General features: G+C 41.4%; 11 protein-coding genes, 1 tRNA gene and 1 pseudogene. 5 read left to right on the forward strand and 8 right to left on the reverse strand.

Translation table 11 applies throughout. The annotated features are described in order from the left end of the window. Positions 1 to 53: 53 nt before the first annotated feature. Both C805_RS25535 and C805_RS23095 read right to left on the reverse strand, forming a co-directional pair. Positions 54 to 1652: a leucine-rich repeat protein gene (locus C805_RS25535; protein ID WP_022751453.1), complete on the reverse strand. Its 1599-nt coding sequence runs from the start codon at positions 1650 to 1652 to the stop codon at positions 54 to 56. Positions 1653 to 1683: 31 nt separating this feature from the next. Further along, the gene (locus C805_RS23095) at positions 1684 to 3054 is read right to left on the reverse strand and encodes a D-alanyl-D-alanine carboxypeptidase family protein (protein WP_016216460.1); all 1371 of its coding nucleotides are present in this window, start codon (positions 3052 to 3054) and stop codon (positions 1684 to 1686) included. Positions 3055 to 3252: 198 nt separating this feature from the next. Here C805_RS23095 and trmB point away from each other — a divergent pair, with 198 nt between their 5' ends. The 3 genes from trmB to C805_RS23110 are packed head-to-tail and all read left to right on the forward strand — an operon-like array spanning position 3253 to position 4446. Beyond that, positions 3253 to 3891 carry a tRNA (guanosine(46)-N7)-methyltransferase TrmB gene (trmB, locus tag C805_RS23100; RefSeq protein ID WP_016216461.1) on the forward strand — a complete coding sequence of 213 codons (639 nt, stop codon included), beginning with the start codon at positions 3253 to 3255 and terminating at the stop codon, positions 3889 to 3891. Between the two features lie 35 nt (positions 3892 to 3926). Then, positions 3927 to 4151 carry a hypothetical protein gene (locus C805_RS23105; RefSeq protein ID WP_034775842.1) on the forward strand — a complete coding sequence of 75 codons (225 nt, stop codon included), beginning with the start codon at positions 3927 to 3929 and terminating at the stop codon, positions 4149 to 4151. After that, positions 4132 to 4446: a YbjQ family protein gene (locus C805_RS23110; protein ID WP_016216463.1), complete on the forward strand. Its 315-nt coding sequence runs from the start codon at positions 4132 to 4134 to the stop codon at positions 4444 to 4446. The genes C805_RS23105 and C805_RS23110 overlap by 20 nt, the downstream gene beginning before the upstream one ends. Positions 4447 to 4562: 116 nt before the next feature. On the opposite strand, the gene C805_RS23115 is transcribed toward C805_RS23110, so the two are convergent. The 4 genes from C805_RS23115 to C805_RS23130 form a co-directional block, all read right to left on the reverse strand. Continuing rightward, the gene (locus C805_RS23115) at positions 4563 to 5615 is read right to left on the reverse strand and encodes a S66 family peptidase (RefSeq protein WP_016216464.1); all 1053 of its coding nucleotides are present in this window, start codon (positions 5613 to 5615) and stop codon (positions 4563 to 4565) included. Positions 5616 to 5685: 70 nt separating this feature from the next. Beyond that, entirely contained in the window at positions 5686 to 6912 is a 1227-nt protein-coding gene (pepT, locus tag C805_RS23120; RefSeq protein WP_016216465.1) for a peptidase T, read from the reverse strand. Positions 6913 to 6944: 32 nt separating this feature from the next. Further along, positions 6945 to 7592 (reverse strand): HAD family hydrolase, encoded by a 648-nt coding sequence (locus tag C805_RS23125; RefSeq protein ID WP_016216466.1) that lies wholly within the window; start codon positions 7590 to 7592, stop codon positions 6945 to 6947. A 19-nt stretch (positions 7593 to 7611) separates the two neighbouring features. Next, positions 7612 to 9249, reverse strand: coding sequence for a hypothetical protein (locus C805_RS23130; RefSeq protein WP_016216467.1), 1638 nt, complete (start codon positions 9247 to 9249; stop codon positions 7612 to 7614). Between the two features lie 276 nt (positions 9250 to 9525). On the opposite strand from C805_RS23130, the gene C805_RS23135 reads away from it, so the two are divergent. After that, positions 9526 to 9598: transfer RNA gene (locus C805_RS23135), tRNA-Lys, on the forward strand. A 540-nt stretch (positions 9599 to 10138) separates the two neighbouring features. Further along, positions 10139 to 11345: pseudogene (locus tag C805_RS23140) on the forward strand (IS110 family transposase). A 486-nt stretch (positions 11346 to 11831) separates the two neighbouring features. Here the strand turns inward: C805_RS23140 and C805_RS23145 are convergent. Together C805_RS23145 and C805_RS23150 are read right to left on the reverse strand one after the other, a co-directional pair. Beyond that, positions 11832 to 12974, reverse strand: a complete 1143-nt coding sequence (locus tag C805_RS23145) for an ATP-binding response regulator (RefSeq protein WP_196811099.1) — start codon at positions 12972 to 12974, stop codon at positions 11832 to 11834. A 511-nt stretch (positions 12975 to 13485) separates the two neighbouring features. Beyond that, positions 13486 to 15132, reverse strand: a complete 1647-nt coding sequence (locus C805_RS23150) for a recombinase family protein (protein WP_016216471.1) — start codon at positions 15130 to 15132, stop codon at positions 13486 to 13488. Positions 15133 to 15186 lie beyond the last annotated feature (54 nt).

Here is a 15186-nt window from a genome sequence, read left to right on the forward strand (position 1 = left end):
TAATGAGATTCTTTTTCCTCACAGTCTGAAATCTGTTCTTAACAGCTACCTTATTATATTTTCGCGCTTTTTCTGTCACTCCATTTTCCGTACAGTTTCTGTGATTTTCCGTTTACTTTAACTGTCTTATAAGACCGTACTCTTACATAATATTTTCTGCCCTCTTTCAGCTTTGAAATGGTTTTGGACGTAATATTTTTATTTTTGACAGAAATACTTTCCGTAACTTTTTTATCTTTGAATTTACTGTCTGTACTGTACTGGATTTCATAACCTGTCGCTCTCTTATCCTTCTTCCAGGTAACTTTTAATTTCTTCCCGTTCTGAACATTCAGAGGTTTTATGCTTTCCTTCGCTGGCTTTACTTTAACTGTAATCTTTACGCTTTTTGCACTGTAATTTTCTGTTTCTTTTGCTTTTACTGTAATGATGGCAATTCCCGTTCCTCTGACAGCAACTTTTCCTTTGCTGTCAACTGTTACAACCTTTTTATCGGAGCTTTTATAAGTAAGACTTCCATCTCCTCTTTTCACTTTTACATTCAGCTTAAAATCTTTGTCTCCATAGGTTTTATCATAACTTTTTCTGTAATCCAGTGTCTGGTATTTTTTATCCTTTTCTTTGATTGTAAAGGTTTCCTCTGCAGTACCCGTATATTTTCCTTTTCCGGTAACGATCACTCTGGCTGTCCCCGGATTGATATTATTACGATATTCCAGCATATAGTCTGTTTTTTCTTTTAAGGTTTCACTTCCATCCTTTATGGTAACTTCAGGCGTTTTTTCTTTCCCGTCAAAGATATAGGAGTCGGGATTAACTGTAATTTTACAGCCGGAAATATTTTTTACATTGCCAAAGGGAATTTTATTTTTTTCTGCCCAGGATTCTATATAGGAGCCCTTTTTCCCATAAACAGTCAGTTTGCTGCAGTTTTTAAATACATCATTTCCCATTTCGGTTACTGTTTCCGGAATGAATACAGACGTAAGATTCGTACACATCTGGAATGCGATGTTTCCAATGGTTCTGACTCCCTTTGGAATGGTAATACTTTTCAGACTGGTACAGGAACTAAAGGCCTTGCTTCCAATTACTGTAACAGTTTCTGCAATCTCCACATCCTCCAGCGAGCTGCAACCGTTAAATACGGCAGATCCCAGTTCCTTTACTCCTTTTGCCATGGTAACCCGTTTTAAAGATTTACACGCCATAAATGCACTGTCTGTTACTTTTTTCAGACTTCCCGGAATGGCAACACTTTTGATACCTGAAGCATAAAAAACGAAACTCCCGATACTTTCCACTCCTTCTGACAGTACCACATCAGTAAGAGTTTCACAACCATAAAATGCGGAATTTCCAATACTTTTTACCGTTCCTGGAATTACAACACTTTTCAGATTTTCGCATTCAGAAAATGCAAGATCTCCGATACTGGTCACCGTCCCTGGAATTTCCACATGTTCCGCTTTTCCGGTATATTTTTTCAATACTCCATTTTCTATTTCAAATCCATCTGTATTTGCCGCCCTTTCCTGATTTTCCCATTCTGCAGGCTTCTGGCCCACAGCAGACACTGCCGGCGCCGGAATCAGTAACACGGTACTCATAAGCAAAATTAACATAAATTTCCATAATTTTTTATATTTCATTGTCATCCACCATCACATTTATTCCTGAAAGTTACTTCCGATGTTTCCTTTTTCTGAATTTTATCTCCTTAAAACTCATTTTCTGCTGTCTTCTGCACTCCAGCTTATACTTAATCAGATAGTAATTATCCACAAAATGGTAAATTCCAAATCCGATTCCTGCAAGAAGTATCACTGCGAGAACTCCGACAATAATATACTTTACATTAATTTTAAGTACTTTTTTTTCTTTTCCGGTCTTTTCTGTTTCCGGCTCTTTCTGCTTCCGGAAGGTAAATTCTGATACTTTTGCGCCGGTAATTTCAATTTCCGTGCCTCCCACCACACGGCCTGCATAGGTATAACGGATATTGCCGATTACCTCTTTGGAATCTTTCACTTCTTCTACCTCAGGTACCGCATCCGTAAAGGCCGCCGCCTTTGGAAGTACGATACAGCCTTCCTCGTTCAGTCCTACAAAGGATTCCTCATTTTCAAATATCTTATTTTCCCTGATTTCACTGTCATAACTATTTTCATGTTCCGCCACATTCCACAGCTGGAAATTTTCAAAACAATAGTCAAACAAAGTTCTGGTGTCCAGATAATGATTGGGAGCCTGCTCTCTGGTCACCACACAAATCAGCGTCATACCGTCTTTTTCCGCATATGTGGCAAGGGTACTTCCCGCCACGCTGGTATATCCCGTTTTTCCTCCGATACAGTACTCGTACAGATGGCTGCTGTCTCCCTGATAATTGGTAAGCATTTTGTGATGATTCACCAGATACGTCTCTTCCTCATGCTTGTTGGTGGGAGGAATGGTATGCCGTTTTGTACTGACAATCATACGGAAAATATCATTTTTCAGAGCCTCTTTTGAAATAGTCGCTATGTCATAAGCGCTGGTCAGATGTTCTTCATCCGGCAGTCCATGGGGATTGTTGAAATGGGTATCGTTACATCCCATCTCTTTTGCCCTGGTATTCATCATATTGATAAAATCTTCGTAATCTTTTCCCACATGCTCCGCAATGGCATATCCGCACTCATTGGCCGATGCCAGCATCAGACCATACAGACACTCTTCCATGCTCATAACTTCATCCACATCTCTGGAAATTCCGGAACCTTCTGTTTTATAAACAGCATTTTTGGAAAATACAACCTCTTCATCCAGATTGCTGTTTTCCACCGCCAGCAGAGCCGTCATTATTTTTGTAATACTTGCAGGATAGGACTGCTCATGGGAATTTTTTTCATATAAGACAGTTCCTGTGGATGCCTCCATTACAATAGCTGATTCACCTTCGATCTGAGGCCCCTCCGGCCAGTATTCTTCTGCCTGAACCGGTAACAGATTTATCTGCAGGAGACTCACAATCCCAAGAGCCAGACCTGTCCATTTTCTTCTTCTTTTCATGAAATTTTCTCCTTAAGTACCGTTTTTCTTCTACAGGGATTTCTAAAATATCTCATTTATTTTACAATTTTATTACAATTCCAGTATAGTATACCATATTGCAGAGTACAGTTCAATTCCGGAAATGGAAAAGTGGCAGTTGTAAATTCATAAAAATATGATATGATATATTCATTATGACTATTTTCGGAGGTATTTATGAGATTGCGAAATATACCCGGCTCCAGGGAAGCCATTGCGAAAAACCGCTGGTGTATCCGGGAATCGGAACAGCTCAGAGGAAACTGGCACCAGATTTTCGGAAACAGCCATCCCATTCATGTTGAAATCGGCATGGGAAAAGGCAGATTTCTTATGACGCTGGCCAGAGAAAATCCACAGATCAATTATATTGGAATTGAGAAATACTCCAGCGTTCTGCTGCGGGCACTTCAGAAAATGGAAGAAGAACCTCTGGAAAATATCCGCTTTATCCGTATGGATGCGGAAACAATTACCGATATTTTCCAGTCGGGAGAAACGGAACGGATTTATCTGAATTTTTCCGACCCATGGCCCAAAGACCGCCATGCCAAACGCCGGCTGACCTCCCGCCAGTTTTTTTCCCGTTACAACCTGATTCTGGAAAAAGAAGGCCGCGTGGAATTTAAGACGGACAATCAGGATTTATTTGATTTCTCTCTGGAGGAAGTAAAAGAAGCCGGCTGGAAACTGGATGGCTGTACCAGAGATCTGCACCGGGATGAAATCATGAACAGGGGAAATATTATGACCGAATATGAAGAACGTTTTTCCGCCATGGGTAATCCCATCTGCAAACTGATTGCATCCAGGTAAAAAAAGGCGTATACTGTATATACAGAAGGGAGGAAATGATGAAAAGTTCAAAATTAATTGCACCGGTTCTTATTACTGTTATCCTGGTGATGATTCTGATGACTTACTTTTTCCTGTGTACTTTTATGCCCGTCCCCGGTATTATAAAAGTCTTAATCCTTCTGGCATTGCTGGCTCTCATGGGAGTTTCAGTTTATAACTTAGTGGAAAGAATACAGGAAATAAGGAGTGGTGAAGAAGATGATCTTGGTAAATACTGATTATATTTCGGGAAAAGAACTTGAAATGCTTGGCCTGGTAAAGGGAAGCACCATCCAGTCCAAAAATATCGGAAGAGATATCAGCCAGAGTTTTAAAACTCTCGTAGGCGGTGAATTAAAAGCCTACAATGATATGATGAACGATGCAAGAGCCCTCGCCACCAAACGTATGGTGGAAGAAGCAGAGGCACTCGGCGCTGACGCTATTGTAAATATCCGTTACGCTTCTTCTGCAATTATGCAGGGAGCTGCCGAAGTAATCGCCTATGGCACTGCAGTAAAATTTACTGATTAGAACAAAGCGGACAGGTCCGCTAAGGGAACAAAATGTGCAATCTCCTGGTTTTAAGGGGATTGCACATTTTTGCCTGGCCGGCCAGACACTCCGGCCCATTATTCCGTTGATAATTCTTATATAAATACAATCTCCTGGTTTTTGCTGTCTGCCCGGACTTTTGCCCCATAAGGCAGTATGGCTCTGGGCAGGGCATGTCCGAAATTCACATTATACAATACAGAAATACTGCGTCTTTCAAACATTTCACGGTAAATCTCTTTATATTCTTCATAATACTGTTCATCCTGAGGTTTCCCGAAGATTATTCCGTTTATCACTTCAAAAGCTCCGGTTTCTTCCACCGCTTTTAATTCCCTGTACAGAAGTTCCGGTTCCGGCTTTTCCTCACAGGTTTCCAGAAACATAATCTTTCCTTTCCATTCTGCCTGCTCCGGAAAAATACGGTATTTCCGGCATATCTCACCTTCATCGGGATATCTGGAAGATTTCAGCATATCATAGATGCTCTCCAGACATCCTCCCAGCAGTGCCCCTTCAAAATACGGTCTTCCGCAAAGCAGTTCATACCCATGGATTTCTTTATGAGTAATACGGTCTGTTCCAATGGCTGCTCTGGAAAAATCCTTTCGTTCTTCATACCATAATTCACTGGGTTTTACCCACTGAAAACCACGTAAACAGCTCATAAATCCTTCTCTGGTGTAAGGAAGCATTTCCTGAGCCAGCTCGGCAATGTCACAGATGAAAGACTGTCCGTAAAAAGTCTGCAGTCCTAAACGGTGGAACATCAAATGGTTTACCGTTGTATCAGAAAATCCCAGAAACAGTTTCGGCGTCTCTTTCACAGCCCGGACAAATGCTTTATCCTCCATCAGATACGGCAGTAACCGGTATGTATCGTCTCCGCCGATTGCAGTGATAATCCCCTGAATAGAATCATCCAGAAAGGCAAGTTTCAAATCCTCTGCCCGCAGCTTTGGATTCTCTTTCAGAGCTTCAATTCCTTTCAGGGAATTTGGCATAAATACAGGCCTTAACCCAAATTTCTTCAGCCTTTCTGTGCCGATTTCAATACTGTGGCTGCAGAATTCCTCTCCCAGCATTCCACTGGAAAGGCTTACAATTGCCACGGAATCTCCCGGTTTTAATAATTCAGGTGTTATCATGGGTTAGCTCCTTATATTTTCTGCGATAGTATTCCAGGTTTTGTCTGTTTCTGACATTCTTCTATCCACTTTATTCCTTCTTTTCCACCGGCCGTTCCACAATTCCTTTCATTACTTTCACCACAGCTTCCATTCCTTCCACTGTCACATGTTCTTTCGGCCCGTGAAAAGCATAACCTCCGGTTCCAAGATTCGGACAGGGAAGTCCCATGAAGCTCAGTCTTCCGCCATCTGTACCGCCCCGGATTGGAAGGGAAACCGGCTCCATTCCGGCTGCTGCAATGGATTCCTTTGCTTTTTCCACCACAAAGAAATTCTTCTTAAGGACTTCCAGCATATTCCGGTAACTTTCCTTCAGGCTCAGAGAAACCGTTCCTGCACCGTATTTTTCATTCATTTTTGCTTCTATATCACGGAGAACCTGCTGACGTTTTTCAAACAGTTCCCCATCATGATCCCGAACAATATACTCCAGGTGAGCCTCATTTACATCTCCCCTCATATCTTCCAGATGGTAAAATCCTTCCCGGCCTTCCGTATGTTCCGGCGTTTCCTGCCCCGGCAGCATTCCCTGTATCTCACAGGCAATGGCAGCTGCATTTACCATAATATTTTTAGCAGAACCCGGATGAACGTTCACACCTTTTACTGTAAAATGAGCGGAAGATGCATTAAAATTCTCATATGCCACTTCTCCTTCGTAATCTCCGTCTACCGTATAGGCATAATCTGCCTTAAAATAATCCAGATCAAAGAGGTCAGCTCCGGCCCCCACCTCTTCATCCGGAGTAAAACCAATCCAGATATCTCCATGAGGGATGTTTTCCTCCATGATTTCTTCTGCCAATGTGATAATCGCTGCAATTCCGGCTTTATCATCTGCCCCCAGAAGAGTTGTACCGTCTGTGGTAATCAATGTCCTTCCCTTTAATGAGGAAAGATGGGGAAAATCACTGACTCTGATTACATCTCCGGTTCCCGGCAAAACCACATCTTTCCCGTCGTAACCGGGAATAATCTGAGGTTTGATCTCCTTTCCGGAAAAAGAAGGTGCGGTATCCATATGGGCAATAAATCCCATGGCTTTCATATTTTCAAATCCTTCCGTTGCCGGAAGCAGGCCGTACACATAACAATGCTCATCTCTTATTACCTTCTCAAGGCCAAGATCTTTCAATTCTGCTGCCAGTTCATCTGCCAGCAGAAACTGCCTGTCGGTACTGGGAATCACATCTTTTCCATCTTCCGACGTGGTCCAGAAAGACACATATTTTAAAAATCTGTCTTTTATATTCATCATTTCCTCCAATCTGATTTCACATCTGAATATTACGGAATAACAAACTGGCAGATATCTTCCGGGCGTTCTGCGAAATAAGCGGCCCCGGCCTGTTCCAGTTCTTCTCTGGTTCCATAACCATAGAGCACCCCTATGGTATCAATTCCAAACCTGGCTGCTCCCAGAACATCATGCTTCCGGTCCCCCACCATAACTGTCTGTGAATGTTCCGAAATTCCGCAGGATTTCAGTGCATAATCAATCACTTCTTCTTTCCTGGTTCTGGTTCCATCCATATTTGCACCGGCCACAAAAGAAAAATACCGGCTCAGATGGAAATGTTCCAGAATCTGATTTGCAAATAGTTCCGGTTTTGCGGTGGCAACTACCAGATTCTTACCGGAATTTTTCAGTTTTTTCAGAGTTTCTTCCATCCCTTCATAAACTTTATTTTCAAAAATTCCGGTTTTACTGTAATGTTCACGGTAATAACTGACTGCTTCCCTGGCTTTTTCTTCTGAAAAATCATAAAAACTCTCAAAGGATTCCTGCAGGGGCGGCCCGATAAACTTATATAATTCTCTTCTGTCCGAGACTTCAATTCCGTACTTTTTCAATGCATACATTACAGAATTGGTAATTCCCACACCTGGATCTGTTAAAGTACCGTCCAAATCAAACAACACTGTCTGATACATTGTTTTCCTCCCTGTTTTATCATTTGATTTCTGTAACCTTTGCAGGATTATCACCTTCCAGATAAGTAATCTGAATGGTATCTCCTTCTTTATATTTTATAATATCAAGCAAATCCGTATTAGACAAATCTATATCGAATATTTCCTCTTTTCTTTCCAGAGCCATATAAATATGAGTGGTTCCTTCTATATTTACCGGCATAAGATTTGCAATCTTCCCGGACATGGTTTTTCCTTCCGTACCGGCCCCTGCAGTAATTCCGTTTGTTTTCAGTAACTGACTGTAGGCTTTTTCACATTCTCTGATAGAATCTCCCGTAGCCACCCACTGATATTTCTGAATATTTACCATGGCATACATTTTTACCAGTCCTGCATCATCTTTTAATGCCATAAAATAGGTAGGCTCACCGGAAATATTCAAAAGCAGCGGAAATGTGGCCTGATAGCCGAGATTCTGTACCTGTCCCTGTGCGGAGGACATGGCTGATTTTTCAGTTGCGCCCTCAATTTTATAAAAACGTGTTTCCATGGTACGCTGATTCATCAGCACAAATCCCACGTTGGACTGATCTCCGCTGACACTGGTTACACCGGAATATACCCATACATCATCTTCCAGTGCAATATAGTTGTATCCGTCCGTCGTTTTCAGACAGTCCTTCTGTCCCAGTACACTGTTGAAAAATCCATGTTTCAGAGTCCCGTTATAGTCATAAAGCTCCATCAGAAGCTCTGCCTGAAATACTTTGTCCACCCACTGAGGAACATCCTCAATTTTATAATCGGTACACTCTCCGGTAATGGCATTACAGAGAACCACATTTCCAATGGTCTCTCCTCCAAAAAGTCCGATATTGAATTTTTTCACAGGACAAATCCAGAAAGGCGTTCCTTCATCATCAATTTCAAAGAAAATCTGTTCTCCGAAAATATAAGTCGGATAACGGAACCGCAGGTGACGGTAAATATTTCGGTTAAAATATTCTGATTTGGAATATTTAATTCCTTCACTTAATTTCACACATTCCGTATCCTGGGTTGCCATATCAATTTTAATATAAGCCGGAATTCCTTCTTTCTGATTGGTAAACCATTTCACCGGGCTGGCGTAAACCATAGGCGATACCCGAACAGGTTTGTTATTTACGTTAATCTGGCTGTAATCATTGGCCACCTCAAACTGAGATACCATGTCCACCATACTTCCCATTTTCCGGTCTCCCAGGAGAGCTGCGGAATCCTTATCCAGAATTGGAATTGTATTGTAATCCACCTGACTGATATCTTCCGCGAAATCCCGTTCTTCCACTGTCATCAGTTTCTGATATTTCCTGGCATTGATAATCGGAGAGGAAAGAAAAGCTCCCACAGCCAGAATGATCAGAAGCACACCTGTGATAAGAAAACCAATTTTTGCTATTCCGGTAGACTTAATATCTACCAGAACAATTCCCTTTCCAATTTTCACTTTATTGTTATCTTTCCATGCTTTTTTTGCAGAAAGCAGCAGTGTTATCACTACGGTTCCTATAATAATAAACCACCAGGTTCCCACAGAATGGATATTAATTGCCGGAATTGTAATATAGTAATACAGAAAAGCTGCCAATAACAGAACAACTGCAATCAGTACATTTTTTGTTGCTTTTTTCATAGATTATTCTCCTTATATTATACTGGAGCAATTCAGTATCCCATACTGCAGACCTGTGACTCATTCACAGAATTTTGAACTGCTCATTGTATTATTTGATTAGTACAATTCTACTCTTTTCCTGTTCCTGTGTCAAGATATATTCCTTCAGACTCTGAGATTCACGGTAAATACCTGTAACCAAATCATTATGAAATATTAAAAAATAATTAAAAAAGTTCTTGCATTTCTAAAATTTTTATTATATAATATATTTCGTGTTAAAGATGTAGATATGCGCTTCTAGCTCAGTTGGAAGAGCACCTGACTCTTAATCAGGGTGTCCAGGGTTCGAGCCCCTGGAGGCGCACTGAAAGCACTGTTTTTGATGACTGTGAGCATCGGGGACGGTGTTTTTTTTGTGGCTTTTTGATTAATTAAAGTGTAAACAAAGTATCATGTCTGTCGACATGATACTGCCCGGAGCAAAGCGGAGTGGCATAGGTCACCATACCATATCGCAAAGCGATTATGGTATAATAAGTTTAACGCGAAATCCGGCGCGAAGTGGTCGCGAATTCGTCGCGGATATATAAATAGTATGCCTGATTGGAGCTTTACAATTCTACTACAATGTATTTATGGTTAATACCCCTTACAGCCAGTAAGGAATTATCCATCTTGTTGCTTAAGCTGTTATAATGATGGAGCAATCGGTATATCGGCTTCCAATCTTGGACTTCGCGTCCGTTTGATAGACTGATAACCAGCTCCTCATTCGCAGCGTTCGTTTTATGCAGGTTGAACTGCCTACCGGTACGTTCGTGTCACGCCACAGTAGATGGAATAGGCAATGAGTAAAACTGGTATTTATCCATTGCATTATCAAATTTTAAGGGGTGGCAAGTTTATGAACGCAGTAGGTATTGATGTTTCCAAAGGTAAAAGCATGGTGGCTATCCTTCGCCCATATGGCGAGATTGTTTCAAAGCCATTTGAAGTCAGGCACACAGCCAGTGGTATCTATTCTCTAATTGAGCACATCAAATCCATTGACGGAGAATCCCGTATTGTCATGGAGCACACGGGACGTTACTATGAACCTCTCATCCATGAACTTTCTAAATCCGGGCTTTTTGTCAGTGCCGTAAATCCCAAACTTATCAAAGACTTCAGCGACAATTCCCTTCGCAAGGTTAAATCTGATAAGGCAGATGCGGTAAAAATCGCCCGCTATACTCTTGACAGCTGGACGGAATTGAAACAGTATGGCCTTATGGACGAAATACATAATCAATTAAAGACCATGAACCGCCAGTTTGATTTTTCTTTTAAAACACAAAACCGCCATGAAAAACAACCTCATCAGCATCCTTGATCAGACGTATCCGGGTGCAAACACCTATTTTGACAGTCCCGCCCGCGAAGACGGAAGCCAAAAATGGGTGGATTTCGCAGCTACTTTCTGGCATGTAGATTGTGTTCGCAAAATTTCTCTAAAAGTCTTTGTAGACCACTATCAGAAGTGGTGCAAAAGAAAGAAGTACAACTTCAGCCAGTCGAAGGCCGAAGAAATCTATGGAAAAGCAAAGGAGCTTGTTTCTGTACTTCCTAAGGATGATTTAACAAAGCTTATCATCAAACAGGCGATTGACCAGTTAAATACCGCCTCCCAGACTGTTGAGCAGCTTCGAACCATGATGAATGAAGCCGCTTCCAAGCTGCCGGAATATCCTGTAGTAATGGCTATGAAAGGGGTTGGTAAGTCCCTTGGTCCACAGCTCATGGCTGAGATTGGGGATGTTTCCCGCTTTACCCATAAAGGAGCCATCACAGCTTTTGCAGGCGTTGATCCTGGAGTCAATGAATCCGGTTCTTATGAACAAAAAAGTGTTCATGCCTCTAAGAGAGGCTCGGGCGCACTCCGAAAGACCCTGTTTCAGGTCATGGATGCTCTTATCAAGACAAAACCACAGGATGACCCAGTCTACCTGTTTATGGATAAAAAACGGGCACAAGGAAAACCTTACTACGTCTATATGGCCGCTGGCGCAAACAAGTTCCTGCGCATCTACTATGGCAGAGTGAAAGAATACCTTTCAACTCTTTCAGAATAACCAGCTATACTTACCCTTATTTTAGACCAGCGAATATCGGTGGTCTTATTTCAATATTCAAAATCTCGCGTAAAACTTTTTGCCTAAAATCATCAATTTACTATTGACTTTTTATTTGCAGGCTATCAATATTAATATAAAAAAGAATGTGTTATACGCATTCTCCGCGCGCGAGCGGGTTGCGTAGCAATAAACATCATCTCCGCAAGCTGCGCATAATCATCTGTACTTGTATAGGAAATCTGGAGGAATCTTCCTATACAAGCACAAAAGCAGGGAAATCTATGCAACATTGTCAAGTGATGAATTTAATTTTGCACACAAAAAAGCAGGGACTCTCTCGAATCTCTGCTTCCCTAACTGATGTTTTCAATTTCATGGTACAACGTCTTTTACCTTATCTATAACTATTTCAGATTAACGATATAATTACTATGTTTAAATTTTAATAAACACTTTACTGTCAAGCATGCTCGTGATTTCTTTTCAAGATAGACATCTATTTAAAGTCCGAATCACTTCTTCCAAATTAATAGGCTTTGATAAATGAGCATTCATACCAGCTTCTTCCGTTCTTTTAATATCCTCTTCAAAAGTATCCGCTGTCATAGCTATAATTGGAATTGTTGGTGCATCATTTTTCGGCAATGTACGAATTTTCTTCGCAGCGGATAAACCATCCATGACTGGCATCCGCACATCCATTATAATGGCATCATATGTTCCATCCGCACAATTATTGAAAATATTGACTGCTACTTGCCCATTTTCTGCTGTCACTACATCCATTCCCACATCATCTAACACGCTTTTCGTAATTTCCATATTCAGCGGCTGGTCTTCCACCAATAAAACCTTTTTTCCTTTCAGGCAAATTTCCTGTTTGTGCCTCTCTTCTTTTTTCTTCTGTATTTCCAAAAAATCAGGCATCACTCCGACATCAAATGCAATTTCCACCCTGAATTTACTTCCGACACCCTGCTCGCTTTCGACATAAATGTTCCCGTTCATCAAATCCACCAGTTTCTTTGTGATAGCCATACCAAGACCGCTACCCTTAAACCCACTGTAATTTCTGCTGTTTTCCTGTGAAAATGATTCCCATATCCGTTCCAAAAACTCTGGTTTCATACCGATTCCATTATCTTCAATTTCAAAACAATATACTGCCTTTCCACTATCGGCAGAAATTTCCCTCACATGAAAAAATATTTCTCCTCCATCTGGTGTAAATTTTGCAGCATTGCTCAGTATATTGATGAGTATCCGACGTAAATGCAGTTCATCTCCCAACAGCACAGGATGGCGGAACATTCCAAAACTTTTAACAAATTCCACATTCTTTTCTATCAGCAGACTGTCAACAATGTCTGCACAATTATTTATTAAACTGCGTATATCCATAGGTTCATAACTGATGATCATTTTGCCACTTTCAATTCGGTTTATATCTAAAACATCATTCAGCAGCGACAACAAATACTGGGAAGAACTGTCTATTTTATTCAGGCAGTCAAGCACCCTGTCCTTATCGTCAAAATGCCTGATAGCAATATTTGTCATACCATCAATTCCATTGATTGGTGTTCGTATATCATGGGATATATGGGATAAAAAAACACTTTTCATCTGATTAGCTTCCTTTTCCCGCAAAACAGACCTTTTTAATTCCTGATTTTCTTTCCTTAAGTCAGCAATCTTTCGTTTCAATTTTTTTCGCTTCATGTTCATTCCTCCAAAAATATTTATCTTCCTGACAATAGAGTAACGATCTAATATCTACTTTATGTCACTCCATCTTTCATAACTGCCGTCATACAATTCCTTTAACTGTTCTATAGAAATTTTGCTTTCATACTTCATTATTTATTGTAGACTTACCAATGTAAAATCTGCTATCCCATATATGTTAAATCTATGTAAATTTCCTCATTTCTGTATATTTTTGAACCAACTTATATGCCAGCATAACATCATTTTTGCAGACCAGATTCAAAACAGTTGGATAATTCTATCCTCCTTTGTCGCACCTTTTTCATACGATTACCAATAATAAGTCTACAAAAATGAAAAAACAGAGATTCTCTCGAACCTCCGCTTTCCAAATTGTTTTTTAGTTATATAGTAAATATCCTATTATTTACAGTTCCCCGATAAAGTTATATGCAATCCGCACTTCCTGTGTCCTTACCCCGTCAATCTTCTCCGGCTTGCCTATCAGTATGCGGTTAATCAGCCTGTTTAACACCGTTTCGTCAAGTTCCGTAATGGCGGCATACCGCTTTATTTCCTCCACGAACGTCCGCACATCACCCTCCGAATGTTCTTCCTTACTGATAAGCGCCGCTATCTCCTGCATACGGTTCTGGTTGTTTTCCTGCTCTTTCTCCATTGCGTCCGTCAGCTTCAGGAAACGCTTTTCCGTAAGTATCCCCTTTGCCTTGTCCGCATAAAGGCTGATAAAAGTATCATCTATCTCCTGATTGCGCCCTGCAAGGCTCTCATATTCCCTTTTAAGGCTGTCAGTGTCGGCAAGGTACTGTTTTTCCATCCTTCGGCTTAAACGCCCGTAAAACGCTTCCCTGTCCTTTAACGCCATTGCCGCAACTTCCTGTATGTCGGCAAGCACAAGATTGTATAAATCCCTCGCTTCGATTTTATGGCTTGTGCAGGCATTTTTACCCAAACGGTTATATGTCTGGCAGATATAGTATGCCTTGTCTATCGGCTCACGTTCTTTCCCCGTCCTGCGGTCTTTGTCCGTCCTCCCGATTTTTTCATAACGTACCTGCATGGACTTCCCACAGGTAGCACAGTAGACAATGCCATGAAAAATATTATAATATGGGCAGTTATTACCCTTCATAATCGGCAGTCTGCGGTCTATGGGCTGCTGTACCTTTTCCCACTCCGCTTTGGGGATAATGGCTTCGTGGCAGTCCTCTATGACTTCCCTCTGCTCCCTCGGAATGATATTGTAGGTATTGGAGCGTATGCCCTTCTGGTGCGTCTTGCAGACAACATGTGCGCCCTTGTAAAATGGATTTCTCAAAATGGTTGATATGCGTGAGCCACTCCAAGCGTAATAATTCACATCACAGTCCGTTCCCGTCTGCATTCTTGTAATCGGTATTCGTTCCTCCATCAAAACCTTGCATATTTTCATGTTCCCAAACCCGTCAAGCGCAAGGTCATATATCCGCCTGATAATCGACGCAGTTTCCGGATCAATGATAAGGTGTCCGTTATCGTCCGGATCACGCATCAGACCAAGCGGCGGCTGCCCTCCGCAGAATTTCCCCTGCCTTGAGCGTGTCATGCGCCCCGCAAGCACCTTTTTTGAAATATCCCGGCTGTACATATCGTTCAGGATATTCTTAAACGGCGCAATATCCATTTCCTGCTTGTTCACGCTGTCATAATTGTCCGTAATGGCTATGTAACGTACATTGTGTTTTGGAAAGAACACTTCCATGTAGCTGCCGGACTCAATATAGTTGCGCCCAAGCCTTGAAAGGTCTTTGGTAATCACGCAGCTTATCTTTCCTGCTTCAATATCACTTATCATACGCCGGAATGCTGGACGGTTGAAGTTCCGCCCTGTGAAACCATCGTCCACATAATACTCGCAGTTGAACATGCCGTTCTTTTCTGCATAATCTTTCAGCAGTAATTTTTGATTGCTGATACTCATGCTCTCGTTGTCTTTGCCGTCTTCAAGGGATAAGCGGCAGTAAAGGGCAGTAAGTAATGGACCGGTAATCTTAGAATTGTTTTTCCTGTTCATAGGTTCTCTCCTTTATGAACAGGGACACGATACCATTATATTACCATGCCCCCG

It is taken from the genome of Eubacterium sp. 14-2 (genome assembly GCF_000403845.2).
Classification (GTDB): domain Bacteria; phylum Bacillota; class Clostridia; order Lachnospirales; family Lachnospiraceae; genus Petralouisia.

What these genes read in the sequence shown, in the direction of transcription:
- C805_RS25535 (WP_022751453.1), bottom strand. Translation starts at nt 1,652, where the DNA reads ATGAAATATAAAAAATTATGGAAATTTATGTTAATTTTGCTTATGAGT.
- C805_RS23095 (WP_016216460.1), bottom strand. Translation starts at nt 3,054, where the DNA reads ATGAAAAGAAGAAGAAAATGGACAGGTCTGGCTCTTGGGATTGTGAGT.
- trmB (WP_016216461.1), top strand. Translation starts at nt 3,253, where the DNA reads ATGAGATTGCGAAATATACCCGGCTCCAGGGAAGCCATTGCGAAAAAC.
- C805_RS23105 (WP_034775842.1), top strand. Translation starts at nt 3,927, where the DNA reads ATGATGAAAAGTTCAAAATTAATTGCACCGGTTCTTATTACTGTTATC.
- C805_RS23110 (WP_016216463.1), top strand. Translation starts at nt 4,132, where the DNA reads ATGATCTTGGTAAATACTGATTATATTTCGGGAAAAGAACTTGAAATG.
- C805_RS23115 (WP_016216464.1), bottom strand. Translation starts at nt 5,615, where the DNA reads ATGATAACACCTGAATTATTAAAACCGGGAGATTCCGTGGCAATTGTA.
- pepT (WP_016216465.1), bottom strand. Translation starts at nt 6,912, where the DNA reads ATGAATATAAAAGACAGATTTTTAAAATATGTGTCTTTCTGGACCACG.
- C805_RS23125 (WP_016216466.1), bottom strand. Translation starts at nt 7,592, where the DNA reads ATGTATCAGACAGTGTTGTTTGATTTGGACGGTACTTTAACAGATCCA.
- C805_RS23130 (WP_016216467.1), bottom strand. Translation starts at nt 9,249, where the DNA reads ATGAAAAAAGCAACAAAAAATGTACTGATTGCAGTTGTTCTGTTATTG.
- C805_RS23145 (WP_196811099.1), bottom strand. Translation starts at nt 12,974, where the DNA reads ATGAAAAGTGTTTTTTTATCCCATATATCCCATGATATACGAACACCA.
- C805_RS23150 (WP_016216471.1), bottom strand. Translation starts at nt 15,132, where the DNA reads ATGAACAGGAAAAACAATTCTAAGATTACCGGTCCATTACTTACTGCC.